The organism is Nocardioides albus, from assembly GCF_014648255.1.
Classification (GTDB): Bacteria; Actinomycetota; Actinomycetes; order Propionibacteriales; family Nocardioidaceae; genus Nocardioides; species Nocardioides albus.
In genome coordinates this window covers 33,897-60,396 of record NZ_BMQT01000008.1, presented here as the reverse complement: position 1 = coordinate 60,396, position 26,500 = coordinate 33,897, and the positions used below count along the sequence as shown (strand labels likewise).

General features: G+C 70.0%; 24 protein-coding genes. 7 read left to right on the top strand and 17 right to left on the bottom strand.

The window, feature by feature from the left end; translation table 11 throughout:
• Positions 1-68: 68 nt before the first annotated feature.
• Complete coding sequence (locus IEY84_RS17335) at positions 69-1,307, top strand: tetratricopeptide repeat protein (RefSeq protein ID WP_183550970.1); 1,239 nt, start codon at positions 69-71, stop codon at positions 1,305-1,307.
• Positions 1,308-1,312: 5 nt separating this feature from the next.
• On the opposite strand, the gene IEY84_RS17330 is transcribed toward IEY84_RS17335, so the two are convergent.
• Positions 1,313-1,954 (bottom strand): NUDIX domain-containing protein, encoded by a 642-nt coding sequence (locus IEY84_RS17330; protein ID WP_221209233.1) that lies wholly within the window; start codon positions 1,952-1,954, stop codon positions 1,313-1,315.
• 22 nt (positions 1,955-1,976) lie between these two features.
• On the opposite strand from IEY84_RS17330, the gene pepN reads away from it, so the two are divergent.
• Together pepN and IEY84_RS17320 are read left to right on the top strand one after the other, a co-directional pair.
• Positions 1,977-4,415 carry an aminopeptidase N gene (pepN, locus tag IEY84_RS17325; RefSeq protein WP_183550974.1) on the top strand — a complete coding sequence of 813 codons (2,439 nt, stop codon included), beginning with the start codon at positions 1,977-1,979 and terminating at the stop codon, positions 4,413-4,415.
• 97 nt (positions 4,416-4,512) lie between these two features.
• Positions 4,513-4,986 (top strand): SRPBCC family protein, encoded by a 474-nt coding sequence (locus IEY84_RS17320; RefSeq protein WP_183550977.1) that lies wholly within the window; start codon positions 4,513-4,515, stop codon positions 4,984-4,986.
• A gap of 62 nt (positions 4,987-5,048) precedes the next feature.
• Here IEY84_RS17320 and pyrG read toward each other — a convergent pair whose 3' ends face one another.
• The 7 genes from pyrG to IEY84_RS17285 all read right to left on the bottom strand — a co-directional run bounded on the left by pyrG (position 5,049) and on the right by IEY84_RS17285 (position 13,903).
• Positions 5,049-6,779, bottom strand: coding sequence for a CTP synthase (gene pyrG / locus IEY84_RS17315; protein WP_183550981.1), 1,731 nt, complete (start codon positions 6,777-6,779; stop codon positions 5,049-5,051).
• Positions 6,780-6,793: 14 nt separating this feature from the next.
• A complete protein-coding gene (gene steA, locus IEY84_RS17310; protein WP_183550984.1) occupies positions 6,794-8,725 on the bottom strand; it encodes a putative cytokinetic ring protein SteA in 1,932 nt (643 codons plus the stop codon).
• Between the two features lie 164 nt (positions 8,726-8,889).
• The gene (gene recN / locus IEY84_RS17305) at positions 8,890-10,665 is read right to left on the bottom strand and encodes a DNA repair protein RecN (protein ID WP_183550987.1); all 1,776 of its coding nucleotides are present in this window, start codon (positions 10,663-10,665) and stop codon (positions 8,890-8,892) included.
• On the bottom strand, positions 10,658-11,599 hold the full coding sequence (locus IEY84_RS17300; RefSeq protein WP_373292339.1) for an NAD kinase: 942 nt from the start codon (positions 11,597-11,599) through the stop codon (positions 10,658-10,660). The genes recN and IEY84_RS17300 overlap by 8 nt, the downstream gene beginning before the upstream one ends.
• Positions 11,600-11,697: 98 nt before the next feature.
• Positions 11,698-12,561: a TlyA family RNA methyltransferase gene (locus tag IEY84_RS17295; protein ID WP_183550990.1), complete on the bottom strand. Its 864-nt coding sequence runs from the start codon at positions 12,559-12,561 to the stop codon at positions 11,698-11,700.
• Positions 12,562-12,572: 11 nt separating this feature from the next.
• Positions 12,573-12,857 (bottom strand): hypothetical protein, encoded by a 285-nt coding sequence (locus IEY84_RS17290; protein WP_183550993.1) that lies wholly within the window; start codon positions 12,855-12,857, stop codon positions 12,573-12,575.
• Positions 12,854-13,903, bottom strand: coding sequence for an HAD-IIA family hydrolase (locus IEY84_RS17285; RefSeq protein WP_183550996.1), 1,050 nt, complete (start codon positions 13,901-13,903; stop codon positions 12,854-12,856). Before IEY84_RS17285 ends, IEY84_RS17290 begins: the two co-directional genes overlap by 4 nt.
• 64 nt (positions 13,904-13,967) lie before the next feature.
• Between IEY84_RS17285 and IEY84_RS17280 the strand changes: the two genes are divergently transcribed.
• Complete coding sequence (locus IEY84_RS17280; protein ID WP_183550999.1) at positions 13,968-15,128, top strand: DUF1015 family protein; 1,161 nt, start codon at positions 13,968-13,970, stop codon at positions 15,126-15,128.
• A 174-nt stretch (positions 15,129-15,302) separates the two neighbouring features.
• Here the strand turns inward: IEY84_RS17280 and IEY84_RS17275 are convergent, their stop codons facing one another.
• The 9 genes from IEY84_RS17275 to argC form a co-directional block, all read right to left on the bottom strand.
• Complete coding sequence (locus IEY84_RS17275) at positions 15,303-15,722, bottom strand: single-stranded DNA-binding protein (protein ID WP_183551002.1); 420 nt, start codon at positions 15,720-15,722, stop codon at positions 15,303-15,305.
• 126 nt (positions 15,723-15,848) lie between these two features.
• On the bottom strand, positions 15,849-16,418 hold the full coding sequence (locus IEY84_RS17270; RefSeq protein WP_183551005.1) for a DNA-3-methyladenine glycosylase: 570 nt from the start codon (positions 16,416-16,418) through the stop codon (positions 15,849-15,851).
• On the bottom strand, positions 16,418-17,842 hold the full coding sequence (gene argH / locus IEY84_RS17265) for an argininosuccinate lyase (RefSeq protein ID WP_183551007.1): 1,425 nt from the start codon (positions 17,840-17,842) through the stop codon (positions 16,418-16,420). Before argH ends, IEY84_RS17270 begins: the two co-directional genes overlap by 1 nt.
• Positions 17,842-19,302 (bottom strand): argininosuccinate synthase, encoded by a 1,461-nt coding sequence (argG, locus tag IEY84_RS17260; RefSeq protein ID WP_183551010.1) that lies wholly within the window; start codon positions 19,300-19,302, stop codon positions 17,842-17,844. The genes argH and argG overlap by 1 nt, the downstream gene beginning before the upstream one ends.
• A gap of 29 nt (positions 19,303-19,331) precedes the next feature.
• The gene (locus IEY84_RS17255) at positions 19,332-19,859 is read right to left on the bottom strand and encodes an arginine repressor (RefSeq protein ID WP_183551013.1); all 528 of its coding nucleotides are present in this window, start codon (positions 19,857-19,859) and stop codon (positions 19,332-19,334) included.
• Positions 19,856-20,779 (bottom strand): ornithine carbamoyltransferase, encoded by a 924-nt coding sequence (argF, locus tag IEY84_RS17250; RefSeq protein ID WP_183551016.1) that lies wholly within the window; start codon positions 20,777-20,779, stop codon positions 19,856-19,858. The genes IEY84_RS17255 and argF overlap by 4 nt, the downstream gene beginning before the upstream one ends.
• Entirely contained in the window at positions 20,776-21,972 is a 1,197-nt protein-coding gene (locus IEY84_RS17245) for an acetylornithine transaminase (protein WP_183551019.1), read from the bottom strand. Before IEY84_RS17245 ends, argF begins: the two co-directional genes overlap by 4 nt.
• Positions 21,969-22,913 carry an acetylglutamate kinase gene (gene argB, locus IEY84_RS17240; RefSeq protein ID WP_183551022.1) on the bottom strand — a complete coding sequence of 315 codons (945 nt, stop codon included), beginning with the start codon at positions 22,911-22,913 and terminating at the stop codon, positions 21,969-21,971. The genes IEY84_RS17245 and argB overlap by 4 nt, the downstream gene beginning before the upstream one ends.
• Positions 22,910-23,941, bottom strand: a complete 1,032-nt coding sequence (gene argC, locus IEY84_RS17235) for an N-acetyl-gamma-glutamyl-phosphate reductase (RefSeq protein WP_229788778.1) — start codon at positions 23,939-23,941, stop codon at positions 22,910-22,912. Before argC ends, argB begins: the two co-directional genes overlap by 4 nt.
• Positions 23,942-24,021: 80 nt before the next feature.
• On the opposite strand from argC, the gene IEY84_RS17230 reads away from it, so the two are divergent.
• The 3 genes from IEY84_RS17230 (at position 24,022) to IEY84_RS17220 (ending at position 26,500) form a co-directional block, all read left to right on the top strand.
• On the top strand, positions 24,022-24,852 hold the full coding sequence (locus tag IEY84_RS17230) for a maleylpyruvate isomerase family mycothiol-dependent enzyme (RefSeq protein WP_183551027.1): 831 nt from the start codon (positions 24,022-24,024) through the stop codon (positions 24,850-24,852).
• Between the two features lie 10 nt (positions 24,853-24,862).
• Positions 24,863-25,417, top strand: coding sequence for an LOG family protein (locus IEY84_RS17225; protein ID WP_183551029.1), 555 nt, complete (start codon positions 24,863-24,865; stop codon positions 25,415-25,417).
• Between the two features lie 78 nt (positions 25,418-25,495).
• Positions 25,496-26,500 carry an ATP-binding cassette domain-containing protein gene (locus tag IEY84_RS17220; protein WP_183551031.1) on the top strand — a complete coding sequence of 335 codons (1,005 nt, stop codon included), beginning with the start codon at positions 25,496-25,498 and terminating at the stop codon, positions 26,498-26,500.

Sequence of the window (26,500 nt, the reverse complement as noted above, 5' to 3'; positions counted from 1 at the left end):
CGGCGGAGCAGCGGTCGTCGTGGCCGCGGGAGGCACGGATGTCGCCACGAGGCTCGTTCGATGCACGCATGTACACACTCGGGGACCGAATGTGGAAGTCCTCCAAGGACGACGCCCGGACCGACATCGTTGCGAATCTGCAGAGGATCACGCGTCTCGAGTCGTGGCTGGCCGGACACGGACTCCGCCGGCTGAAGCCGCGTGTTGCCGGTTTGATGCTCCAGCTCAGTCGCTACTACTCGGAGCTGGGTCGGGTCGACGAAGCCGCAGAGCACGCCAGGCTCGCCGTGCAGCACTATGCCCGCCTGGCGGAGCACGACCCGGAGAAGTACCTGCCATTGCTCGCCCGGGCACAGATACATGCCGGGTGGATCTTGTGGCCACAGAGCCAGGACGACGCCGCGTTGGCGTTCTCCCAGCAGGCTGTGGACAGCTGCCGCCGCTTGGCCGCCGCAGAACCGGACATGTACGCGGCCAGCCTTGCCAACGCGCACCATCTCTTGGGAATGCGGCTCTCGGACGTCGCCAGGTACGAGGACGCGATCGTGGCGGAGAAGGAAGCTCTGCTGCTCCTCAACCCGTTGGCCAAGGCGGACTTCGACGCTCACGGTCTCGACCTGGCCAGGCTGTTGTACCTGCTGGGCGAGACGTATGCCGAGATGGACCGGAAGGTGGAGGCGCTCGACGCCCACAGGCGGGCGACAGACCTCTGGGCCAGGGCGGCAGTGGCCGACCCCGATCAGTACGAGGCGTCGTTGGGCGCCCAGCTGCGCGACCTCGGCCTCGAGTACTCGGCGCTGAAGCGGTACGAGGAAGCAGCCGAAGTCAACGAGCGGTCGGCCGAGATCCGTCGGAGACTGGCGGAGGACGACCTCGTCGAGCACGGTCACGACCTCGCGTTCACCTTGCACAACCTCGGCTGCTTCTACTTCCTCCTCGGGAGACCTGAGGACGCACTGCCCGTCGCGCAGGAGGCGGTGGACCTCTACCGGCGGTTGGTCGCCGCCCCACCAGACCCACAGGAACCCGACCGCGAGCGCGAACTGGTCAGGCTCCTGGAAGTCTTGAGCAACAGACTCGCCAGGGTGGGTCACCTCGAAGCGGCGTTCGAGACCGGCCAGGAGGCCCTGAGGCTCGCTCGCGAACGCGTACGCACCGACCAACAGCACGCCGAGACCAGTCTCGTCGTCGTGCTCAGAACTGTCGCTCAGCGCCACCACGATCTCGGGCGCTGCGAGGAAGCCGTACCGTTCGAGGTAGAGGCCGACGAGATCTCAGACCGGCTCGAGGCCGACGATCTGCGCTGAGGAGGTCAGATCTTCCCGCGGCGCTTGAGAGCGTCGTACGCCAGGACGGCCTGCACCACCGGCGAGTCGGCGGCCTTCCCGGTCAGCACAGCCTCGAGGAGCTCCTCGAAAGGCACCCGGTGGATGCTCATCTCGGCCTCTTCGTGCTCCAACTCGAAGCCGTCGCGGTCGGTCGCGGTCAGTCCCCGGGCGAGGTAGAAGTGGTGGATCTCCTCGGAGATCCCCGGAGAGGTGTACGTCGAGAGCAGATGCGTCCACTCGCTCGCCTCGTGCGCGACCTCCTCGCGCAGCTCGCGCACGGCGACGTCGAGCGGGTTCTCTCCGGGATAGTCGATCAGGCCGGCCGGGAGCTCGACGAAGCGCCGCTTGGCGGGGTGGCGGTACTGCGTGATGACCAGGGCCCGCTCCTCCTCATCCAGCGCCAGCACCACCGCGGCGCCCGGGTGCTCGACCACCAGGCGACGGAACGGCTCCTCGTCGGGGTGACCGGGACGGTTGATCCGGTCCGCGCGCAGCGCCACCACCCAACCATCCCGGTGCAGGTCCTCGCTGGAGGCGACCGGCCAGCTCTCGGGGGTGTCCCACTCGGTGAGCGGATCCAGGTCCAGCGGCACCGCCGCGCCGGAAATTCGTGCGTCCGATGTCATGGCCCGAGGCTACCCTCGGCTCATGTCTGAGACCTCCCCCGCCGCCCCTGCATCACTCACCCAGGACGAGGCGGCCGAGCGGGCCGCGACCGTCACCGTCGAGCGCTACGACATCTCGCTCGACATGACCGGCCTGCTGGAGGGCGAGACGCTCTCCAGCATCTCCACGATCAGCTTCTCCGCCGCCCCGGGCTCGAGCACGTTCGTCGACTGCGTCGCCGATGTCAGCGCGGCCACGCTCAACGGCACCGAGCTCGACCTCGCCACGATCAGGGCCGGGCGGATCCCGCTCGAGGACCTTGCCGAGAGCAACAGGCTCGTGGTCGCCGCCTCCCAGTCCGAGACCGCCACCTCCGAGGGCGTCCTGCGCACCGTCGACCCCTCGGACGGCAACGTCTACGTGTGGACCTCCTTCGAACCCGACGACGCCCGCCGGCTGTGGGCCTGCTTCGACCAGCCCGACCTCAAGGCGGTGCACGCGTTCACCGTGACCGCGCCGGAGCAGTGGACGGTGCTGTCCAACTCGGCGCCAGCCGACGTCTCGGAGGAGGAAGCCGGCGCACGGACCTGGGTCTTCGAGGACACTCCCCCGCTCTCGACGTACGTCGTGGTGGTCAACGCCGGCCCGTTCGTCGAGGTCCGTGCCGAGCGGGGCGGCTACGACCTGGGGCTCTACGGTCGTCGGTCGCTGGCGAACCAGCTGGAGCGTGACCGCGAGGAGATCCTCGACATCACCGAGCACGGGTTGTCGTGGTTCGGCACGAAGTTCGGGATGCCGTTCCCGCAGCGGCGCTACGACCAGATCTTCGTGCCCGACATGGGCGGAGCGATGGAGAACTGGGGCGCGGTCACGCACAGCGACGTGTTCCTCTACCGCACGGCCCCGACCCAGGCCGACCGCACCGAGCGCACCAACGTGATTCTGCACGAGATGGCCCACATGTGGTTCGGCGACCTGGTCACGATGCGCTGGTGGGACGACCTCTGGCTCAACGAGGCCTTCGCCTCGTGGGCGGCGGTGTGGGCCTCGGCCGCGCTGCCCGGCTACGCCGACGTGTGGGCCTCGATCGCGCTGACCGAGAAGAAGATGGCCTACGACACCGACCTGACGCCCGCGACCCACCCGATCCGTGGGGTGGTTCCCAGCGTCGACGTCGCGATGGCCAACTTCGACGCGATCACCTACATGAAGGGTCAGGCGGTGCTGCAGCAGCTGCACGCCTATATCGGCGAGGAGGCCTACCTGGCCGGGCTGCAGGCTTACTTCGCCGAGCACGCCTACGGCAACACCGTTCTCGACGACCTGATGGGTGCCTTCGGAGCGGCCGCCGGCAAGGACCTCTCCGCTTGGACCACCGCGTGGCTCGACCATGCCGGGACCGACGTGATCACCCTCGCGGACCGCACTGTGTCGGTCACCGGCGCCGACGGGACCGTACGTCCCCACCGTTTCGACATCGCCTCCTACGACGCCTCCGGCGCACTCCTCGCGACCACCCCGGTCACCGTGGCGGGCGAGCCCGTCGAGGTCTCGCTCCCCGACGCCGCCGCACACCTGGTCAACGCGACCGACGTGACCTTCGCCGCCGTACGCTCCGACGAGGCCAGCGAGGCCTGGCTGAGCCGGAACGCCGGACTCCTGCCCGACTCGCTCGCGCGGGCCGTCGCGGTCAACAGCGCCTGGTCGGCGCTCTTCCGTGGCGAGATCGCCGGGCCAGAGGTCGTCTCGCGAGTCGTCTCGGTCCTCGAGCGCGAGCAGAACCCGCAGGTCACCGGTGAGTTCTTGGGGATGGCGGTGGCCGCTGCCGAGCTGTGGACGGCGCCGGACCGGGTAGCCGAGCAGCGCGCTCTGGTCGCCGATGCGGCCGCGGCCCTCGCCGAGGACCCGGCCAATCGCGACACCGCTCTTCGGGTGCTCGCCTCGCACGCCTCCACACCCGAACAGCTCGCGCTGGCCGAGGCGGGGGCCGCGGAGGACGTCCAGGTCGCCTGGCGGGTCCTGCGGCGGCGTGCCGAGACCGGCGACTACGACGCGGAGGCGGTCGCCGCGCTTGAGGCACGCGACCCGGACCCGGAGTCGTGGGTCAGCGCTCTGGGCGTACGCACCGCGCAGCCGCTCGCGGAGGCCAAGGAGGAGGCCTGGCAGGTGACCATGATCGAGCGCCGCCTCCCGCGCACCGACAGCGCCTATGCGCTCGCCTCGGCGTTCTGGCGCCCGGGACAGGACGAGATCCTGGCACCGTACGCCCAGCGTTATCTCGACGCCGTCGCCGCGATCAGGGGCGGTGGGATGCTCGCCTTCGGCCTCCAGCTTCGGTTCTACCCGGCGCAGGCCGGTGAGGAGGTCGCGACCGCAGCGAGGGCCGCCTGCGAGGGTGACGCGCTCGTGCCCTTCGTCCGGCAGACGGTCATCCGCCTCGCCGACGTGCACTCGCGGCAGGTCGTGGCCCGCGCCCTGTGAGGTGGCCCGACATCGTGGACAGCCGGGATCGAGCAGGTATGGCCGGCGAGAGCGGCGGGTACCCCTCGTGTCGTATGCAATCGAGAGGAGATACGACATGAGCACCATCGAGAAGAGCGTCCAGGTCGGAGTCCCGGTTCATACCGCGTACGACCAGTGGACCCAGTTCGAGTCGTTCCCCCAGTTCATGGAGGGCGTCGAGTCGGTCCGACAGCTCGATGACAAGCACCTGCACTGGAAGGCCGAGATCGGCGGCGTCACCCGTGAGTGGGACGCCGAGATCGTCCACCAGGTTCCCGACGAGCGCATCACCTGGCGCGCCGTGGAAGGCGCCCACAACCAGGGGACGGTGTCGTTCGCCCAGGACGAGATGGGGAAGGCGACGCGGGTCACGCTGCGCCTGGAGTACGAGCCCGAGGGCATGGTCGAGAAGACCGGTGACATGCTCAACATCGTCGACCGGCGCACCAAGGGCGACCTCGATCGGTTCAAGGACTTCATCGAGAGCCGCGGCACCGAGACCGGTGCGTGGCGCGGCGAGGTCAAGCCGACCGGCGAGGTGAACCGCTAGACCACAGACGCAGAGCCCTGGGTCCGGCAGCCGCCGGCCCCAGGGCTCTGTCAAACCTGGACTCAGGCGTCAGCCGTCTCCGGCAGCTCGACGTCGCTGACCTCGGTGGCGTCGCTGACCTCGCGGCGCAGGTTGGTCTCGTCGATCGGGAAACGCTGCTCCTTCTGCCTGTCGAGGGCCGCCTTCACCAGCCCGGCGAAGAGCGGGTGCGGGCGGGTCGGCCGGGAGCGGAGCTCGGGGTGGGCCTGGGTCGAGACATAGTAGGGGTGTACGTCGCGGGGCAGCTCGACGAACTCGACGAGCTGGTTGTCGGGCGAGAGCCCGGAGAAGACCAGGCCGGCGTCCTCGAGCTGGTCGCGGTAGGCGTTGTTGACCTCGTAGCGGTGGCGGTGACGCTCCTCGATGGAGGTCTCGCCGTAGACCTCGGCCGCGATCGAGCCCTTCTTGAGCTCGGCCGGGTAGAGGCCCAGACGCATGGTGCCACCGAGGTCGCCTGCGCCCTCGACGTACGCCTTCTGCTCCTCCATCGTCGCGATGACCGGCTCGGGGGTCTCGGCGTCGAACTCGGTCGAGTCGGCCTTCTCCAGACCGAGCATGTTGCGGGCGTACTCGATGACCATGCACTGCAGGCCCAGGCACAGGCCGAGCGTCGGGATCTGGTGGGTGCGGGTGTAGGTCAGCGCGCCGAGCTTGCCCTCCAGGCCACGGATGCCGAAGCCGCCGGGGACGCAGACGGCGTCGACGTCGTGGAGGTTCTTGGCGGCGCCCTCGGGGGTCTCGCACTCGTCGGAGGGGATCCAGCGGATGTTGACCTTGGCCTCGTTGGCGAACCCACCGGCGCGCAGCGCCTCGCCGACGCTCAGGTAGGCGTCGGGCAGGTCGATGTATTTACCGACCAGGCCGATGGTGAGCTCTTCCTTGGGGTGGTGGACCCGGCGGAGCAGGTCCTCCCACAGCGCCCAGTCGACATCGCGGAAGGGCAGGTCGAGCTTGCGTACGACATAGGCGTCGAGGCCCTCGCGGTGGAGCACCTTCGGGATGTCGTAGATGCTCGGGGCGTCGGCCGCGGTCACCACGGCGTCCTCGTCGACGTCGCACATCAGTGCGATCTTGCGCTTGATGCCCTCGGGCAGCTCGCGGTCGGCGCGGCACACGATGGCGTCGGGCTGGATGCCGATCTGGCGCAGCGCCATCACCGAATGCTGGGTCGGCTTCGTCTTGAGCTCCTTGGACGGGCCGATGTAGGGCACCAGGGAGACGTGCACGAAGAAGACGTTGTCGCGGCCGAGGCGCTGGCGCACCTGGCGGGCGGCCTCGAGGAACGGCAGGGACTCGATGTCGCCGACCGTGCCGCCGATCTCGGTGATCACCACGTCGACGTCGGGGCCGTGCATGGCCAGGACCCGCTCGGAGATCTCGTCGGTGATGTGCGGGATCACCTGGACGGTCTCGCCGAGGTAGTCGCCGCGTCGCTCCTTGGCGATCACGTTGGAGTAGACCTGCCCGGTGGTCACGTTGGCGTGGCCGACCAGGTCGGTGTCGAGGAACCGCTCGTAGTGGCCGATGTCGAGATCGGTCTCGGCACCGTCGTTGGTCACGAAGACCTCACCGTGCTGGAACGGGTTCATGGTGCCGGGATCCACGTTGAGATACGGGTCCAGCTTCTGCATGGTCACACTCAGACCACGCGAACGGAGAAGGCGGCCGAGGGACGATGCCGTCAGACCCTTTCCCAAGGAGGAGGCGACGCCTCCGGTGACAAAAATGTGCTTGGTCAAGCTCGCCGACTTCATGGGCCTCGATCCTATCAACGCTTCAGCAGGCCGCCGAAACCTGACGCACCGAAATCGCCACCTTGTTGACTCGTCTGTCGAGCCAGCGCGAGCGGAGCGGCCACCTGACCGGTGGTGGTCTCGATCCCGTCGACCGACGCGAACCAGCCCGGCCAGTCGTTGGCGCGGAGCGTCTCGAGATCCTCGGAGCCCGTGGGTGCGGTCACGACCAGGCCTTTCGTGGTCGCTCCTAGCCCCTCGACCAGGCCCTCGACCGCGGTCGTGTCCTTGCTGTCGTCGCCGAGGACGACCAGGACGAGGTCGGCCGGTCCGGTCGGCCGGCCCTGGGCCTTGACCAGATCTCCGGTGAGCAACGCCACAGCGGCGGTCTTGGCCTGCTGGTCGAACGCCGCGGGTGGCTTCCGGCCGGCGTAGGTCTCGCCGATCACCTGTCCCATCCGCTGGTAGGTGGCCTGGTCCGCGTCGCCGCGGCCGAGCTGCTCGATCAGCTGGGTGGCCAGGCTGTCGACGTATTGCTTGCGGTCCGGGTCCAGCAGACTCGGTCGTACGTCGAGCACCCCTGTGGTCGCGCCGCCAGCGGCCTTGATGTTGCCGGTGAGCGCGGCGACCGTCTTCTGGTCGGCGCCGGGGAGGGGGACGACAGCTACCTTCTGGCCGGAGAGCCTGCCGGGCAGGAGCGCGTCGCCGGCCTCGGCGACGAACTGGGCCTCGGCGCTCTTCTGCGGGTCCTTCGCGCTTTTCGTCTCGCTCTCACCGGAGGTCGGGCTTGCCGCGGCTCCGTCGCCGGCTCTGTTCACGATCCCGGTGCCGATCGCGGTGAGGTCGTGGTCGGCGGCCCAGGTGCCGGCGGGTACGCCGATCGCCAGCGCCGTCACCGCGGCCAGGACCGGGAGGACCAGGCGACGGCTGCGGGGCTCCTTGCGGCGTACCGCCGGGACCGCGGAGGCGTCGATCAGCGCCGGGCCGAGCGCGAGCCGAGTCAGGTAGGTGCCGGCCAGGCCCGGGCGCTGGTCCTCGAGAAAGTCGGTCAGCGTGGTGCTCAGCCCGGCCCCGACCACCAGCGAGGGGTGCTGGGCATAGGCGACCAGCAGGGCCGCATCCTCCGGGGCGAGGGCCGACTCGAACCGCTTCGGCTGCACTCCGATCCGGTCGAGGAGCTCGGTGGCGTTCTCGCTCGCGGAGGCTCCGGGCGCGAGGACGATCTCGGCAGCGCTGTTGAGCACCTTCGGTTCGGGGTAGGTGTCGGTGTCGGGACCCAGGACGACCACGGCGTGGCGTACCTGTTTCTTGGACAGCCGCTTCGCCGCGGGACCCACCGCGATGATCGCGGGGCGCTGCTCGCGTAGGAAGCCGGCGAGGTCGCCGAGGAGCCGGTCCAGGTCGGGATGGTCGGCGACCACCACGACGGGCCTACCGGCGAGCGGCGTGTCCAGAGGAGGTACGCCGTTGCCGTGCAGCAGCACCTCCTCCTCGCGCCTGAGCAGCTCGCTGCTGTTGTGGGTGAAGAGCTCCAAGTGAGAGCTCAGGCCACGCTTGGCGTCCTCGAGCTCGCTCGCGAGCAGCTCCTGGTCGAACGCCCTTCCCTGGGCCAGCAGCCGCTCACCGTCGAAGATCTCTCCGTCGAGGATCCGCGCCTTCCGCCCGTCGACCAGCTTCTCCAGACCCGCGTCGCCGATCTGGTCGATCAACTCGATCCCGGCATCGGCCAGCGCCTTCGGGCCCCGGTTCGGGTAGCGGCCCGACACCATCGGCTGAGCGTTGACCACCGCGATCACGCCCGTGGCCGCGATCGCCAGCGCGGTGCTGCGGTCGAGGTCGACATGGTCGATGACCGCGATGTCACCCTCTTTGAGCCGCGGGATCAGCGCCCTGGTCGGCCGCCCCGAGCGGAGCGTGCCGCGGTTGCCTGGAAGTACGGAGGGAATCTGGCGTGTCGGCAGTCTCATGGCCCGCCAATCCTCCCCTGGTATCGCTCGGTGTCCCCGGATCTCACCCCGGCGAGTCCCCCTCCCGCCGAGAAGTCACCCCCGTCGGCCGAGACGTCAGGCGCGTCGGCCGAGTGGGCACGACATGACGTCTCGGCCGACCGTAGTGACGCCTCGGTGGCTTGTCAGGCCTTGGCGGCGCGGGCGACCTCGAGGAGCTCGCGCGCGTGCGCGATGGCAGTGTCGGAGGCGGTCAGCCCAGCCAGCATGCGGGAGAGCTCGCGCTCGCGGGACTCGTCGTCGAGGACGGTGAGCCCGGAGCTGGTGACCACACCGTCACTGGTCTTCTCGACGGCGACGTGGTGATCGGCGAACGCTGCGACCTGGGGCAGATGGGTGACGACCAGGACCTGGGCGGTGCGGGCGAGGTGGGCGAGGCGGCGGCCGATCTCGACCGCGGCGGTGCCGCCGACGCCGGCGTCGACCTCGTCGAAGACGAAGGTCGGGACCGGGCTGGTGGCCGCCAGGACCACCTCGATGGCCAGCATCACCCGGGAGAGCTCACCGCCGGAGGCGCCCTTGTGGAGCGGACGGGGCTCGGAGCCGGTGTTCGCGGCGAGCAGCAGCTCGACCTCGTCGAGGCCGTTGGAGCCGTAGCGAAGCCAGCGCTCACCCTTCCCCTCTCCAGAGGACGGTAACCTCAACGGTGCGTGCGGCTCGTCCTCGGAGGCCGGTGCGTCGGTCTCCTTCTGACGTACGTCGACCACCAACCGAGCGTGAGGCATGGCCAGTCCGGTCAGCTCGTCGCTGACCGCCTCGGCCAAGGCGCCGGCAGCGTCGGTGCGCGCGGTCGAGAGCATGGCGCCGGCGTCGGCGAGATCGGCTCGCAGCCGCGTACGTTCGTTCTTGAGCTCCTCGATCCGGTCATCGTCGGAGTCGAGCTCGAGCAGTCGCTTGGCTCCGGTCTCGGACCAGGCGAGCACCTCATCGATCGTCTCGCCGTACTTCCTGGTCAGCGCGGTCAGGGCAGCACGCCGCTCGGAGACGACGGCCAGCCGGGCGGGGTCGGTCTCGACGCCGGTGGCGTAGGAGGCGACGTCGGCGGCGACGTCGGAGAGCAGGTAGGTGACCTCAGCGAGACGCTCGGCCAGGGCGGCGGCGTCGGGGTCATGGTCTCGGACGCTGTCCAGCGCCTGCCGCGCGACCGAGACCGCGCCGAGGGCGTCCGGGGAGTCGATGTCCTCGGAGGAGAGCGCCTCGCGCGCCTGCTCCGCGGCCGTGCGGAGGGTGTCGGCGTAGCCGAGCTTCTCCTCCTCCTGAGCCAGCGTGACGTCCTCGCCGGCCTCCGGGGAGACAGCCTCGATCTCACCGAGACCGAAGCGCAGCAGATCGGCCTCCTGTGCGCGTTCGCGGGCGTGGGTCGTCACCTCGTCGAGCTCGCGCTCGACCTTCTGGAGCTCGGCGTGGAGGTCGCGGTAGGCCGCAAGGAGCTTGGCGACGGCGTCGCCACCGAACCGGTCCAGCGATTCGCGCTGTGCCCGCGGCTGCAGCAGCCGGTGCTGGTCGGACTGGCCGTGGACGGCGACCAGCGGCGAGGTCACCGCACCGAGAGTCGCGACCGGGACGGTCGCTCCCCCGACGTACGCCCGCGCTCGTCCTTCGGCCGCGACCGTGCGGGCCACGAGGACGCGGCCCTCCTCGACCTCTCCCCCGGCCTCCTCGGTCGCCTCGATGACGCCGGGCAGCGACCGGGCGTCGATGACACCCTCGACGCGGGCTGCCTTCTTACCCTTGCGGACCGAGCCGGCGTCACCGCGGCCACCGAGCAGCAGCCCGAGCGCGGTCACGATCATCGTCTTGCCGGCACCGGTCTCACCGGTCACCACGGTCAGCCCCGGTCCGAGCTCCAGGGTCGAGGACTCGATGATCCCGAGTCCGGAGATCCTGATCTCCTCAAGCATGCTCGCCTCCGTTCATCCTGAACGGACGCCGTTCCGCGGCGCCTCGCCATCCCTCCACAGACAGTCCGAACTTCCGCACCAGACGATCCGTGAACGGCGCCTGATGCAGGCGTACGAGTCTGACTGGCTCCCCCCCCCGGGTGACCTCGATCCGGGCGCCGGGTCCCAGGTCGTAGGAGCGCCTGCCGTCACACCAGAGCACCCCGGCACCGTCGGCTCGCGAGATCACCTCGACGGCCAGCACCGAGGTCGGCGCGACCACCATAGCCCGCGCGAAGAGGGCGTGGGCGCTGATCGGGGTCAGCAGCAGCGCCTCGACGCCCGGCCACACGACCGGGCCGCCGGCAGAGAAGTTGTAGGCCGTCGAGCCGGTCGGGGTCGCGCAGACGACGCCGTCGCAACCCCACCTCGACAGCGGCCGGCCGTCGATCTCGACGACGACCTCGAGCATCCGCTCGCGCGCGGCCTTCTCGACGCTGGCCTCGTTGACCGCGAACGTACGGAAGACCTTCTTGCCGTCCTCGAAGACGCTGACCTCGAGCGCGAGCCGGTCCTCGGAGGTGTAGCGGCGCTGCACGATCGCCTCGATCGTCGACTCGACATCGTCGTACTCCGCCTCGGCGAGGAATCCGACGTGTCCGAGGTTGACGCCGAGAACCGGGGTGCGGTGGGGCTGGACGATCTCAGCAGCGCGCAAGATCGTGCCGTCGCCACCGATGACCAGCGCCAGCTCGCAGTCCCTGCTGGCCTCCTGCTCGTCGGCGGCCAGCTCGACCGCCGGCTGATAGGCGCCGGGGTCGATGCCCAGGTCCCCGGCTTCACGAGCCAGCATCCTGACCACGATCCCGTGGACCGCGAGCGACTTGGCACAGGCGAGGGCGACCTCCCGGGCCTCCTCCCGCCCGGTGTGGATGAGCATGAGGACGCGCCGCACCTCAGCTGGGTCCACCGGGCCCGAGTCCCCAGGGCTTGGGTCCGCGGCGGGAGCATCGGCGTCGGCCACGGGCCGTTGACTCACTCGCTGAGGCTCACTCACGGATCAACCCTCTCAGACGGCACCGACACAGCCTCGGCGGTAGGGCTCTCCAGGCCTCGCTGCTCGCGCACCGCCTCCTCGATCTCCGTCTCGCCGACGGTAGCCTCGCCGCGGCGCAGCCAGAGGAAGAACTCCACGTTGCCCGACGGACCCGGGAGTGGGCTGGTCGTGACCGCGCGTGCACCCCAGCCTCGTCTCGCAGCGGCCGCGGCGACGGCGTTGACCGCCTCCGCCCGCAGCGCCGGGTCGCGCACCACGCCGCCCTTCCCGACCCGGTCCTTGCCGACCTCGAACTGGGGCTTGACCATCAGCGCCAGATCACCCTCCGGGCTGGTGACTCGGATCAGCGCGTCGAGGACGAGCTCGAGGGAGATGAAGGACAGGTCGCCGACGACGACGTCGACGGGCTCGCCGACCAGGTCGAGGGAGAGGTCACGGATGTTGGTGCGGTCGTGGACGACGACCCGCTCGTCCTGCTGCAGGCGCCAGGCGAGCTGGCCGTAGCCGACGTCGACGGCGACGACCTGGCTGGCACCGTTGCGGAGCAGTACGTCGGTGAAACCGCCCGTCGATGCGCCGGCGTCCAGGCATCGGCGACCCTTGACCGAGAGCCCCAGCGGTTCGAACGCGGCCAGTGCTCCGGCCAGCTTGTGGCCGCCACGGGAGACGAAGTCGGGGCGGTCGGGGTCATCGGTCACCACGATGGCGACGTCGGTGGTGACGCCCGTGGCCGGCTTGGTGGCTCGGTTTCCGGAGACCGTGACGCGGCCGGCGGCGATCAGCTCGCTGGCGTGCTCGCGAGATCGAGCCAGCTTGCGTCGGACCAGCTCGGCGTCGAGGCGTAGGCGGCGAGGAGGCATCCGCTCGCCTCTCAGGGCTGGTCTGCGGGTTGGTCGGCAGGCTGGCGCTGAGGTTCGCTCGACGCAGCCGCGACCCGGGCCATCGCATCGTGGCCCGAGGTGTCGGGGTCCAGGGCGCGTCGCAGCTCGGTGTGCGCGGCCTCGAAGACGCCGACGTGCTCGGCCAGCGGCAGCTCCTGGAGCCGGTCGAACGTCTCCAGGACCGCGTCGACGCGGGCGACACCGGTGTGCGGCGCCGTGCCGGCGCCACCCGGCCCGGCCGGGGCCGGTGTCTCGTCGAAGTGCTGCTCGCTCATGAGCCTGAGACTACCGTCTCGCCGTCGGCATCCGAGCGAGGCGGCGCGGCCTGGTCGCCGAGCGTCACGGCTGCCCCGGTCGTGTCCAGGTGCCGCCAGGCACTGGTCGCGGCGACCCGCCACCAGTCGTCGGTGCTGCCCTGACCGGTGACCTGCAGCTCGCCGTCGCGTATCTCGGCCGTCCAGCCGCCCAGTCGCGCCGTCGTGCCGTCGTACTCAGGAGCCGGGTGAGGCACCAGCAGCCCGCCCAGATCAGCCGCGATGTACGTCGGGCGCCGATGTGGCGCGGCCACGACCAACTCCTCGAGGCCGGTCACACCGGTGAGCACCAGCAGCGTGTCGACGCCTGCGTTGCGGCCGCCTTCGATGTCGGTGTCGAGCCGGTCGCCGACCATCAGCGCATGCTCGGCCCCGGTGCGTCGGATCGTCTCCTCCAGCAGCGGTCGAGAAGGTTTGCCGGCCACCACCGGCTCGACTCCCGAGAAGCGGCGCAGGGTGTCGACCAGGACGCCGTGCCCCGGCGCGATCCCGTAGGCCGCCGGGAAGGTCATGTCGGTGTTGCTGGCGACCCAGAAGAGTCCGTCCTTGATCCGCACGGCGGCACGGAGGATGTCTTTCCACAGCAGCTCGGGGTTGTAGCCGGTGACGATCGCCTCGGCATCCTCGTCCACGGTCACCGGGATCAGTCGGGCCTCCTCGAGCGGCTCCCGCAGGCCGGCGGCTCCCAGGTTGACCACCTTCGCCCCCGGAGCGAGTCGCTCGGCCAGGACTCGCGCGGCGGCCTGCGCCGAGGTGACGACGTCCTCGGCGGTCGCCTCGATCTCCAGGTTGCGGATGTTCTCGGCCACCTTGGCCGGCGGCCGGGCGGCGTTGTTGGTGATGAACGCGAGCCGGAGGCCCGCTTCGCGTGCCGACGCGAGCGACTCGGGCGCGCGCGGGACCGCTGCGCCGCCGATGTACACCACACCGTCGAGGTCGAGCATCGCCACGTCGTGGACGGTGGCGAGCGCCTGGTCTGAGCCCTTCAGCTGATGGCCGTTCAGCACACGGAGATCCTTCTCTGAGTCGGGGGTTCGGCGAATGGCACCAATGTGACCCTACGATGTGCGGATGGACGATACAGGTGTGGTCAGGGCGCCGTACCTCAGCCGTCCGCTGCGCCTGGAGCCCTTTCGAGCACTCTCCTTGGCGCCCTCGCGGATCGGGGACCCGACCTCGGCGCGGCTCTACTCCCGACCTTATCGGGGGGTCACCTCGCGGATCAGCTCGTGGCTGGCACGCGGTGACCTGCATGAGCACCGTGACCCTGCGCTCTATCTGCACGAGTACACCGCGGCCGGGATCACCGTGCGTGGCGTCGTCGGGATCCTCGACGTCTCGCACCGCACCGACGGACCCGGTCAGGCCGCCGTGCTCCCGCACGAGGGCGTACGCACCGCGCAGGCCGAGCAGCTCGCGTCCCGGATGCGTCAGATGCGAGTGCACCCGGCCCCGATCCTGCTCACCTACCACGCGCCCGGCGGCGTCGCCGAGCTGCTCGACGGGGTCCAGGGCACTCCTCCCGACGAGCAGTACGACGACCACGGTGGCCAGCACCACCGTGTGTGGGCGATCACCGACGAGGAGCTGATCGAACAGCTGCGCGCCGCCTGGGCCGGCCAGCAGGCCCTGATCGCCGACGGGCACCACCGCTACGCCGCCTACGCCGCGCTCCAGGGGCCGGCCGATCCCGGCGACGCGGCAGCGACTGACTTCGGCCTGGCGATGCTCATCGACCAGGACGACACGCCGTTGCAGCTCGGCGCGATCCACCGGGTGCTGACGGGTGTGAACCTTCGCGATCTTCGGGCCGCGGCCGAGTCCGTCGGCGCCGGATGGACCGCGGGTGGCCGCGAGACCGCCCTGGGCAGGCTCGGCCCCGGCGTCATCGTGGTCAGTGACGGCCGTGGCTGGGCCACGCTCGAGGTCGACGGCACCGACACCCCCGCCACCGGCGACGTCGGCTACCTGCACGACCGAGTCCTCCCGGAGCTCCGCCGGCAGCCGTCTCGGGTGCTGCACGCCCACCAGGTCGACGCCGCGCTCAAGCGGGCCCGCCCGGGCCGCGACGTCGCGGTGCTGCTGGCGGCGCCGACGTTCGACACGATCCTCTCCTCCGCCTCGGTCGGCCAACTGCTCCCGGAGAAGGCGACCTCGTTCCAGCCCAAGCCACACCCCGGGGTGCTCATCCGCCTTCTCGATGCAGCGCGGCTGGAGAAGTCTCGGCCTTAGAGATCGCGCGGGTAGGGGCGCCGTCGCGAGCGTCGCGAGACGGGTGTGCTGGCAAGGCGGAGCCTCGAAGGCGGTCTGGTTGCACCGTCGAGAGGCGACAACGCAGCCAGCGCGCCCGTATCGCGGCGCGTAGCAGGCGGCCCTACCCGCGCGATCTCTTAGTCGACTCATCGCCTAGCTGGCCTGCTTCGTCGCCGCGGCGGCCCTGCTGACCCGTCTGGCCGACAGCACCTCCACCTCGGTCATCGACTGCAACCGCCCACCGGTCTTGAAGAATCGGCGCCGAAGAGAGCCGTTGACCTCGATGACGTCACCCACCTGCCAGGTCATCGCCGCGCGTCGGACCCGAGCGATCCAGGTGTGGCACTCGAGCGCGTCGATCTGCACGCGGCTCCCCCGGCGTTTGTCGCGTGGCCGGTTCACGACGACCCTGAAGGAGGTGAGCTGGTCGCCGCTCGGCAGCTCCTTCTCCTCGGCAGCCAGCGACAGCCGGCCGATCAGTCGCACCTCGTTGACCGTTGCCAGCCCGTCGGCGCTTCCCGCCCGTGCGCCATCGTCCGAGGATGGCTCCTTCTCTACCCTTGCGACCGTCATCTCGATCACCTCCGACCACCATCCTGGTCAGGGGCGCCGACAGTTCTGCGCGGGGCCGCGCGCCCTGTGGAGAACCCCGGCCCGAACCGAGCCTGTGGACAGACATCGGCCCGGTCCGGCGAGCTCTCAGAGCTTCTTCGCCGGTCGATAGCGGGAGACAGTCGGGTCTCCCGCAACCCAGAACCGCCAGGGACGCTCCGGGGCGAGGCGGAGCCCGACCCGGGGGCCCGTGGCCACCTCGATCCGCGACCACGTCTCGTCCGGCGCGAGCTCCACCTCGAAGTCGCTGGTCCCGTTCATCGTGAGATCGATTCCCAGAGCCGAGCCGAGCCGCGCCGGCCCCCGCGCGAGATCGACGTCGCGAGCCGCTCCCCGACGCTCCTGGGCGATCTCGATCCCCTCGATCACCTCCCCGGCGCGAAGCAGGATGCCCCCGGGCTCACCTTCCGGATGGCAGACGAGGTTGGCGCAATGATGCATGCCGTAGGTGAAGTAGACGTAGAGCCGCCCCGGAGGCCCGAACATCACCCGGTTGCGGTTCGTCTCACCTCGGAACGCGTGCGACCCAGGGTCGTCGGCCGCGTACGCCTCCAGCTCGGTGAGCCGCACCGTCACCCCGCCCAGCGACAGCCTCGCCCCGAGGAGCCGCGGAGCGGTCACCTCGGGGCGCTGGATCAGCAGTTCGGCGAGAGACACTACGACGGACGGAACCCGGCCGCGCCGGACCGAAGCTCGGCGAGCTGCTCGGCGACCCGATCGGGCGCCGTGCCGCCACGACCGTCACGGGAGGCGACCGACCCTTCGATGGTCAGCACCAGGCGTACGTCCGGGGTGAGCGCCGGCGAGATCGTGGCGAACTCCTCGTCGGTGAGCTCGTCCAGCTCCACACCCCGCTTCTCGGCCGCCTGGACGCAGGCACCGGCCACCTCGTGGGCGATCCGGAACGGGGTGCCCTGGCGCACCAGCCACTCGGCGATGTCGGTGGCCAGCGAGAAGCCCTGCGGGGCGAGCGCGGCCATCCGGTCGGTGTTGTAGGCCAGCGTGGCGACCTGACCGGTGAAGGCCGGGAGCAGCACCTCGAGGGTGTCCAGGGAGTCGAAGACCGGCTCCTTGTCCTCCTGCAGGTCCCGGTTGTAGGCCAGCGGCAGCGCCTTCAGCGTGGTCAGCAGCCCGGTGAGGTTGCCGACGAGACGTCCGGCCTTACCGCGGGCGAGCTCGGAGATGTCGGGGTTCTTCTTCTGCGGCATGATCGACGAGCCGGTCGACCAGGAGTCGTGGAGCGTGACGAAGTCGAACTCCTTGGTCGCCCACAGGATGATCTCCTCGGCGATCCGGCTGATGTCGACCCCGATCTGGGCGCACACGTAGGCGAACTCCGCGACGAAGTCACGCGAAGCGGTCCCGTCGATCGAGTTGGCGCTCGATCCGGTGAAGCCCAGCTCGGAGGCGACCAGCTCGGGGTCGAGCCCGAGCGACTGTCCCGCGAGCGCGCCGGATCCGTAGGGCGAGTCGCACACGACGCGCGCCCGCCAGTCCTCGAGCCGGGAGACGTCGCGCAGCAGCGCCCAGGCGTGCGCCAGCAGGTGGTGCGAGAGCAGCACCGGCTGAGCATGCTGGAGGTGCGTACGTCCGGGCATGATCGCGCCCAGGTTCTCGTCGGCCTGCGTGGCGAGCGCGTCGATGAGATCGAGCACGAGCCCACGCAGCACCCGCTCGTGGTCGAGCAGATAGCTCCGGAACAGCGTCGCGATCTGGTCGTTGCGTGAGCGCCCCGCACGCAGCTTGCCGCCGACCTCAGGACCGATCTCCTCGATGAGCAGCCGCTCCAGGGCGCCGTGCACGTCCTCGTCGGAGCCGGCGGGAAGCAGCCGTCCGGCGGTGAACCTGTCGGCGAGCACGTCCAGACCCCGGTGGATCTCGTTCTCCTCGTCACCGGTGAGCAGCCCGGCCGCACCCAGCGCCTTGGCGTGGGCGTGGGAACCGGCGATGTCATAGAGCGCCAGCCGCCAGTCGAAGTGCGTCGAGCGCGAGATCGCCTCGAGCTCGGGCGAGGGGCCGCCGGCGAACCGGCCGCCCCACAGCTTGCCCTCGTTGGTGGCGTTGGCAGGTGTGTTCGACATCAGTCGTTCCCCGACTCCAGCGCGGCCTCGTCCAGGAAGGTGTCGTCCAGGACGGCCCCCTCGACGGGGAGAGCCGCTGGCAGCGGCTTGCCGTCGGTGGCAGCGATGCGATCGAAGCCGCCGGCGGGCAGCTCGCCGAAGAGGGTGCCGTTCTCGACGAGCACCGTTCCCTGGTCCAGGGGATGCCCGGCATAGATCTCCAGCTTGGAGCGCGAGTCGGCGATGTCGAGGTTGCGCATGGTGAGCTGGCCGATCCGGTCGACGGGGCCGAAGGCGGCGTTCTCGACACGCTCCATGGAGAGCTTCTCGGGGTGGTAGGAGAAGTGCGATCCCTCGGTGTTGAGGATCGTGTAGTCCTCACCACGGCGCAGCCGCAGCGTGACCGTACCCGAGACCAGCGAGGCGATCCAGCGCTGGATCGACTCGCGCAGCATCAGCGCCTGCGGGTCCAGCCAACGACCCTCGTACAGAAGACGCCCGAGCTTGCGGCCCTCGTTGTAGTAGTTGGACATGGTGTCCTCGTTGTGCACCGCGTTGAGCAGCCGCTCGTACGCCGCCCACAGCAGCGCCATCCCCGGCGCCTCGTAGATGCCGCGGGACTTGGCCTCGATGATCCGGTTCTCGATCTGGTCCGACATGCCCAGGCCGTGGCGGCCGCCGATCGCGTTGGCCTCGTAGACCAGCTCGACGGGGTCGGCGTAGGACGTGCCGTTGATCGCCACCGGGCGGCCCTCGACGAAGGAGATCGAGACGTCCTCGGTCTCGATGGCGACCGACGGGTCCCAGAACTTCACACCCATGATCGGCTCGACGGTCTCCAGGGAGACGTCGAGGTGCTCCAGGGTCTTGGCCTCGTGGGTGGCCCCCCAGATGTTGGCGTCGGTGGAGTAGGCCTTCTCGGTGGAGTCCCGGTAGGGCAGGTTGTGCGCCACCAGCCACTCGGACATCTCGTGACGGCCGCCGAGCTCGTGGACGAAGTCGGCGTCCAGCCACGGCTTGTAGATCCGCAGCTCGGGGTTTGCCATCAGGCCGTAGCGGTAGAACCGCTCGATGTCGTTGCCCTTGAAGGTCGACCCGTCGCCCCAGATGTTGACGTCGTCGGCCTGCATCGCGCGCACCAGCATGGTGCCGGTCACGGCGCGGCCCAGCGGAGTGGTGTTGAAGTACGCGCGGCCGCCGGAGCGGATGTGGAAGGCGCCGCAGGCCAGCGCGGCCAGGCCCTCCTCGACCAGCTGCGGCTTGATGTCGATGGCGCGGGCGATCTCGGCGCCGTACGCCATCGCCCGGTCCGGCACGCCGGAGATGTCGGGCTCGTCGTACTGCCCGATGTCGGCGGTGTAGGTGCACGGCACCGCACCCTTGTCGCGCATCCAGGCGACGGCCACGGAGGTGTCGAGACCTCCGGAGAAGGCGATGCCGACGCGCTCGCCCTTGGGAAGGGAGGTCAGTACCTTGCTCACGAGATGTTGCTCCTTGCTCTTGAAGTCTTTTACTGGGTGTCGGCAGATTTGCCGGCGAGATCGAGGAAGCGGTCGACGAGCGCCGCTCCGCCCTTGGGCTCGCGGCCGATGACGAGCACGGTGTCGTCGCCGGCGATGGTGCCGAGGATGTCGGGATAGTCGGCCCGGTCGACGGCCGAGGCGAAGTACTGGGCAGCCCCCGGAGGCGTACGCAGCACCACCAGGTTGGCGCTCCCGTCCGCGCTCACCAGGAGCTCGCGGGCGAGCCGACCGAGCTTGCTTCGGCCGCTGGCGGACTCCTTCGGCGCCACCGAGCTGCGGTCGCCGCCCTCACCGGGGATCGCATAGACCAGGGATCCGTTGGCCGTCCGGACCTTCACCGCGTCGAGCTCGTCCAGGTCACGTGAGAGCGTCGCCTGCGTGACGTGGACGCCATGCGAGAGCAGCGCCTCGGACAGCTCGGTCTGCGACTTGATCTCGGTGCCCCAGATGATGTCGACGATCAGGGACTGGCGCGCCCCCTTGGTTGCGGGCCGCTGGGTCTCATTGGTGGTCATCGTCGCTCCCACAGGAACGCAAGGATCGCCTTCTGCGCGTGGCGCCGGTTCTCGGCCTCGTCCCACACCAGGCTCCGCGGACCGTCGAGCACCTCGGCGTCGATCTCCTTGCCGCGGTAGGCGGGCAGGCAGTGCAGCACGACGGCGTCGGGGTCGGCGAGTCCGAGCAGGCCGGTGGTCAGCGAGTAGGGCGAGAACACCGCGACCCGGGCAGCCGCCTCGCTCTCCTTGCCCATCGAGATCCAGGTGTCGGTGATGAGTACGTCGGCCCCAGTCGCCGCCGCGACCGGGTCTGCGGTCACGGTGACCGAGCCGCCGGTCTCCTCGGCGATCTCCTTGGCCCGGACCAGCACGTCCGCGTCGGGCGCGTAGCCCTCCGGCGCGCCGAACCGGACATGCATCCCGGCGATGGCTCCGGCCAGCGCCCAGGAGTTGCCCATGTTGCAGGCGGCGTCGCCGAGGAAGGCGGCGGTCAGACCGGCCAGCGAGCCCTTGTGCTCGCGCAGGGTCTGCAGGTCCGCGAGCAGCTGGCAGGGGTGGAACTCGTCGGTGAGCGCGTTGACGACCGGGACCCCGGCATGGGCGGCCATCTCCTCGAGATCGGTCTGGGCGTACGTACGCCACACGATCTCCCCGGCCTGCCGACCGAGCACCCGGGCGACGTCGGCGACCGACTCCCGCTCGCCGATCCCGGCCAGGCGGCCGTCGACGAGCATCGAGTGACCGCCGAGCTCGGCGATCCCGGAGGAGAACGACGCCTGCGTACGCAACGTCGGCTTGTCGTAGATCGTGGCCACGGTCACCGGGCCGGCCAGCGGCTTGGCGGCGTACGGGTCCTGCTTCATCGAGGCCGCAAGAGCCAGCACCTCGGCCTGCTCGGCCGGGGTGAGGTCGTCGTCGCGCAGGAAGTGCCTGGTCACTTCGCCCCTGCTTCCTGGGCCGCGTCGAGGATGGCCGGCCAGGCGGCCAGGAGCTTCTCCGCGTCGTCCGAGGTGAGCACGAGCGGCGGCACGATCCGGATCCGCTCGGGCGTGGCGTTGTTGAGGATGAAGCCCGCCTCGAGGGCGGCCGCGGCGACAGCGCCCGAGTCGAGACCGGCGAGGACCACTCCGATGAAGAGGCCATCTCCGTCGACCCTGGCGACCCGCGGGTCGGCGGCGAGGCCGTCGCGCAGCTTCTGGCCGAGCACGGTGACGTGCTCGAGGAGCCCGTCGGCCTCGATGGTGTTGATCACCGCGATGCCCGCCGCGCAGGCGACCGGGTTGCCACCGAAGGTGGTGCCGTGGTTGCCGGGCTCGAAGAGCGTCGCGGCCCGGCCCAGACCGATGCAGGCACCGATCGGGAAGCCGCCACCGAGGCCCTTGGCGAGGGTGACGATGTCGGCGGTGATGCCGGAGGTCTCGTGGGCGAACCAGCGACCCGTGCGGCCGAGGCCGGACTGGATCTCGTCGAGCCAGAGCAGGGCGCCGTGCTCGTCGGCCACTGCCCGCGCCGCCGCCAGGTAGTCGGCGGGCGGCACAATGACGCCGGCCTCGCCCTGGATCGGCTCCAGGATGATCGCCGCGGTCTCGTCGGTGACCGCCGCGGCCAGCGCCTCGGCGTCGCCGTAGGGGACGAAGGTGACCTCGCCCGGCAGCGGCTCGAACGGGGCCCGGTAGGCCTCCTTGGCGGTCAGTGCCAGGGCGCCCATCGAGCGGCCGTGGAAGGCGCCCTGGACAGCCACGATGTGCGTCCGCCCGGTGCGCCGGGTCAGCTTGAAGCCCGCCTCGTTGGCCTCGGTGCCGGAGTTGGTGAAGAACACCCGTCCGGTCTCGCCTCCGGGAACCCGGGCGAGCAGCGCCTCGGCGAGCTCGACCTGGGGGTGTGAGGTGAAGAAGTTGGAGATGTGGCCGAGGGACTCCATCTGTGCGGTCACCGCGGAGACGAGCGCCGGGTGGGCGTGACCGAGGGCGTTGACCGCGATGCCGGCCAGCAGATCGACGTACTCCTTGCCGTTCTCGTCCCACACGTGGGCACCCTGACCTCGGGTGAGGACCAGCTTGGGGGCGCCGAAGGTGTTCATCAGCGCGCCGGCGTAGCGCGCTCCGTACGTATTCGACGCCGTGGTGCTCATCGGTCCAGCTCCCTTGCCTTGCGGGTCTTGGTGGTGACGCCGGGGAGCACCTGGGTGCCGACTCCCTCGGCGGTGAACAGCTCAAGGAGCACGGCGTGCTCCTCGCGGCCGTCGACGACGGTGGCGCGCTCGACGCCGCCCTTGACCGCCTCGAGGCAGGCGCTCATCTTCGGGATCATCCCGCTGGCGAGGTCGGGCAGGATGCCCTCCAGCGCCTCAGGGCTGATCTCGCCGATGACCTCCTCGGGGTCCGGCCAGTCGAGGTAGAGGCCTTCGACGTCGGTGAGCACCAGCAGCTTCTCTGCCTCGAGGGCGACCGCGAGCGCCGAGGCGGCGCGGTCGGCGTTGACATTGTAGATCGCCCCGTCCGCGTCGGGGGCGACGCTGGAGACCACCGGGATCCGGCCGGCCTCGATGATGTCGAGCACGGACTCGGGGCGCACGTCGACGACCTCGCCGACCTGGCCGAGGTCGACCTCCTCACCGTCTATCACGGTGCTGGCCGGCTCGGCGGTGAACAGCCCGGCGTCCTCGCCGGAGAGCCCGACGGCCAGCGGTCCGTGCTCGTTGATCAGTCCGACGAGCTCACGCTGGACCTGGCCGACCAGGACCATGCGGACGACGTCCATCGCCTCCGGTGTGGTCACCCGCAGCCCGCCGCGGAACTCGGACTCGATGCCGAGCCGGTCGAGCATGGCGGAGATCTGCGGGCCACCACCGTGCACGACGACCGGCTTGAAACCGGCGAACCGCATGAAGGCGATGTCCTCGGCGAAGGCACGCTTCAGCTTGTCGTCGGTCATGGCGTTGCCGCCGTACTTCACCACGACGATCTTGCCGTGGTACTCCTTCAGCCATGGCAGCGCGCCGGCGAGGGTGCGGGCCTTGGCAGGATCGGGCCTACCGGGCTCGTGGGCAACGGTCTCGAGCTCAAAATTCACGGTGCCACTCCCACCGTGCTCAGCCCCGTGGTCTCCTCGAGACCGAGCGCGAGGTTCATGCACTGGATCGCTCCCCCGGCGGTGCCCTTGGCGAGGTTGTCCTCGGCACCGACGACAACCAGCCGTCCGGCGGCCTCGTCGACGGTCACCTGCAGGTGGACGGCGTTCGAACCGAGCACGGCCTGGGTCTGGGGCCACTGACCCTCGGGAAGCAGGTGGACGAAGGGCTCGTCCGCGTACGCCTTCTCGTAGACCGCCCGCGCATCGGTCGCGCTCACGCTGCCGGCGAGCTTGGCCGAGCAGGTCGCCAGGATGCCGCGCGGCATCGGCACCAGCACCGGCGTGAACGAGACCGAGACCCCGCCCTCGACCAGTGCGGAGAGGTTCTGGACGATCTCGGGCGTGTGCCGGTGGCCGCCGCCGACGCCGTAGGCGCTGACGTTGCCCATCACCTCGGCACCGATCAGGTGCGGCTTGGACGACTTGCCCGCGCCGCTGGTGCCGGTGGCGGCGACCACGACGACCTCGGGCTCGACGATGCCGGCCTCCACCGCCGGGGCGAGAGCAAGCGTGGAGACGGTCGGGAAGCAGCCCGGCACCGCGATCCGCTTGGCTGCCGAGAGGGCCTCACGCTGACCAGGGAGCTCGGGAAGCCCGTAGGGCCAGGTGCCGGCGTGGTCGGTGCCGTAGAACTTCGTCCAGGTCTCAGCGTCGGCGAGCCGGTAGTCGGCGCCGCAGTCGATCACGACCACGTCGTCTGGCAGACCAGCCGCGATCGGCCCGGACTCGCCGTGCGGCAGCGCCAGGAAGACGACGTCGTGACCGGCCAGGGTCTCGGCGTTGGTGGGCTCCAGCACTCGGTCGGCGAGCGGGATCAGGTGAGGCTGGAGGCTCCCCAGGGTCTTGCCCGCGCTGGAGGCGGCGGTCAGGGCACCGATCTCCACCTCGGGGTGGGCCAGCAGCAGCCTGAGCAGCTCACCTCCGGCATATCCACTGGCACCGGCGACGGCGACGCGCTTCTTCGTCATGTGTATGACCATACGCTCTCCTGCATGTATGTCGCAAAATCCGTTCGGCGATTGAGACGCGGGCGCCTAGTCTTCGCTCCATGACAACCCGCCTCACCCCCGCCGCCTACCTCGACCACATCCGGTCGGAGTCGGCGCGCTTCCGTGCCGTGCTCGCAGACACCGACCCCACCGCACCCGTCCCGACTGCTCCGGAGTGGACCGCCACCGACCTGCTGTGGCACGTCTCTGGGGTGGTGCAGCACTTCTGGACCTTCATCCTCGAGACCCGGCCCGCCAAGCCGACCGACGAGACCTACACGGAGCGGGAGAAGCCCGCCGACGCGACGTACGACGATCTTCTCGCCCACTTCGACGAGATCAACGCCAGGTTCATCAAGACCCTCGAGCAGACTGCGCCCGAGGAAGCCGCCTGGTCGTGGTCGAACGACCAGACCGCAGGTTTCACCTATCGCCGCCAGGCCCACGAGATCCTCATCCACCGCCTCGACGCCGAGCTCACCGCCGGCGCAGTGACGCCCCTCGACCCGGCCCTGGCCGCCGACGGGATCGACGAGATCCTCGACATCATGTACGGCGGCAAGCCCGACTGGGCGACCTTCGCGGGCGGCGACCACTACGTGCGTGTCGATGCCGTCGATACCGACACCCAGACCTGGGTCCAGCTCGGACTCATCTCCGGCACCCGTCCCAATGGTGATCGCCTCGAGGACGAGCCCGACCTGAGCGTCGTCTCCCATGAGGAGATCCCAGCCGGCACCGAGCCGGACGTCGTCGTCGAGGGCACGGCAGCGGACCTGGACGCCTGGCTCTGGCGCCGCCGTGACGACGCCGACATCCGCGTCACCGGCGACAAGGACATCTACGACCGCTTCCGCGCGTTGACCAACCAGCCGATCAACGACGACTAATCTTCGCCGCATGATCAAGCACCTGGCGGTCTTCCTCGGGTCCCGCGACGGCAACGATCCCGCGCTCTCGACCAGCGCCTACGAGGTCGGCAAGGGCCTCGCAGAGCGCGGGATCGAGCTGGTCTACGGAGCCGGCGGGGGCGGCCTGATGGGCCAGATCTCCCAGGGTGCGATCGACGGCAACGGCAAGATCTTCGGCGTGATCCCACGGTTCATGGTCGAGCGCGAGTGGGGTCGCGTCGAAGGCGCGCCCGGGATGCAGACGCTCGTGGTCGACACGATGCACGAACGCAAGGCCCTCATGGCCGAGCGTGCCGAGGCGTTCCTCGCCCTCCCAGGAGGGATCGGAACCCTCGAGGAGCTCTTCGAGGTCTGGACGTGGCAGACCCTGTCGTTGCACGGCAAGCCCGTCGGCCTGCTCAACATCAACGGCTTCTGGGACCCGCTCGTGGAGATGATGGAGCGCATCGCCGCGGCGGGCTTCCTGCACGGCTCCCCCGCGGAGTCGCTCGTGGTCGGCGACGACCTCGACGACGTCCTCGCCCGCCTCGACGCGGCCCGCTGAAACCAGGCTGAAACCGGCCGACCCGTCGTGAAACCACGGTGAAGGCGCCCTGAAACCGGCTCCCCACACCCTGGGAGCATGACAACCAACTCCGAACTGGCCGTATCGGCCTCAGGTCTGGTCAAGACCTTCGGCGACTTCACCGCGGTCGACGGGATCGATCTCGAGATCCGCCGCGGCGAGGTCTTCGGTGTGCTGGGCCCCAACGGCGCCGGCAAGACCACGACGCTCAAGATGCTCGCCACCCTGCTCTCGATCGATGCCGGCTCGGCGGAGATCTTCGGGGTCGACGTCAAGGCGTACCCCCATCAGGTGCGTCAGCTCGTCGGCGTCACGGGACAGTACGCCTCCGTCGACGAGAACCTCACCGCCACCGAGAACCTCGTTCTCTTCGGCCGCCTCCTGGGCATGTCCGGCAAGGCCGCCCGAGCAGCCTCGGAGGAGCTTCTGGAGTCCTTCGGGCTCGAGGAGGCCGCCAAGCGCCAGATCTCGAAGTTCTCCGGCGGTATGCGCCGGCGCCTCGACCTCGCCGCCTCGCTCCTGTCCCGCCCGCCGCTCATCTTCCTCGACGAGCCGACCACCGGCCTGGACCCACGCACCCGCGGCCAGATGTGGGACACCATCCGTACGCTGGTCGCCGGCGGTTCCACCGTCCTGCTGACCACGCAGTATCTCGACGAGGCCGACCAGCTCGCCGACCGGATCGCGGTCATCGACCGTGGCGTCAAGGTCGCCGAGGGCACCTCGGAGCAGCTCAAGACCTCCGTCGGCAGCTCCACCCTCCACCTGCGGCTGAGCGACAAGTCCCAGATTGCCGCGGCCGCCGCCGTGGTCGAGAAGGTGACCGGCGACCGCCCGGTGCTCACTCCCGAGGCCGGGGGCGTCAACGTGCCGCTGGCCGACGCCGACCGAGCTGCCGACGTGCTCATCGGCCTTCGCCACGCCGACATCTCGATCACCACCGCCAACGTCCAGCAGCCGACCCTCGACGAGGTCTTCCTCGCGCTGACCGGCCACGGCACCGAGAGCGCCGAGAACCCCGAGCAGACCGACCGCAACATCCACACCGAGGAGGTGGCCTGA

Bases quoted from the DNA above. Each gene is read 5' to 3' on its own strand.
- recN (WP_183550987.1), bottom strand. From the start codon at position 10,665: ATGCTTGAGGAGATCAGGATCTCCGGACTCGGGATCATCGAGTCCTCG.
- IEY84_RS17335 (WP_183550970.1), top strand. From the start codon at position 69: ATGTACACACTCGGGGACCGAATGTGGAAGTCCTCCAAGGACGACGCC.
- IEY84_RS17230 (WP_183551027.1), top strand. From the start codon at position 24,022: ATGACAACCCGCCTCACCCCCGCCGCCTACCTCGACCACATCCGGTCG.
- pepN (WP_183550974.1), top strand. From the start codon at position 1,977: ATGTCTGAGACCTCCCCCGCCGCCCCTGCATCACTCACCCAGGACGAG.
- argH (WP_183551007.1), bottom strand. From the start codon at position 17,842: ATGTCGAACACACCTGCCAACGCCACCAACGAGGGCAAGCTGTGGGGC.
- argC (WP_229788778.1), bottom strand. From the start codon at position 23,941: ATGACGAAGAAGCGCGTCGCCGTCGCCGGTGCCAGTGGATATGCCGGA.
- IEY84_RS17320 (WP_183550977.1), top strand. From the start codon at position 4,513: ATGAGCACCATCGAGAAGAGCGTCCAGGTCGGAGTCCCGGTTCATACC.
- IEY84_RS17280 (WP_183550999.1), top strand. From the start codon at position 13,968: ATGGACGATACAGGTGTGGTCAGGGCGCCGTACCTCAGCCGTCCGCTG.
- IEY84_RS17275 (WP_183551002.1), bottom strand. From the start codon at position 15,722: ATGACGGTCGCAAGGGTAGAGAAGGAGCCATCCTCGGACGATGGCGCA.
- IEY84_RS17225 (WP_183551029.1), top strand. From the start codon at position 24,863: ATGATCAAGCACCTGGCGGTCTTCCTCGGGTCCCGCGACGGCAACGAT.
- IEY84_RS17330 (WP_221209233.1), bottom strand. From the start codon at position 1,954: ATGACATCGGACGCACGAATTTCCGGCGCGGCGGTGCCGCTGGACCTG.
- IEY84_RS17290 (WP_183550993.1), bottom strand. From the start codon at position 12,857: ATGAGCGAGCAGCACTTCGACGAGACACCGGCCCCGGCCGGGCCGGGT.
- steA (WP_183550984.1), bottom strand. From the start codon at position 8,725: ATGAGACTGCCGACACGCCAGATTCCCTCCGTACTTCCAGGCAACCGC.
- IEY84_RS17220 (WP_183551031.1), top strand. From the start codon at position 25,496: ATGACAACCAACTCCGAACTGGCCGTATCGGCCTCAGGTCTGGTCAAG.
- pyrG (WP_183550981.1), bottom strand. From the start codon at position 6,779: ATGAAGTCGGCGAGCTTGACCAAGCACATTTTTGTCACCGGAGGCGTC.
- IEY84_RS17245 (WP_183551019.1), bottom strand. From the start codon at position 21,972: ATGAGCACCACGGCGTCGAATACGTACGGAGCGCGCTACGCCGGCGCG.
- IEY84_RS17295 (WP_183550990.1), bottom strand. From the start codon at position 12,561: ATGCCTCCTCGCCGCCTACGCCTCGACGCCGAGCTGGTCCGACGCAAG.
- IEY84_RS17255 (WP_183551013.1), bottom strand. From the start codon at position 19,859: ATGACCACCAATGAGACCCAGCGGCCCGCAACCAAGGGGGCGCGCCAG.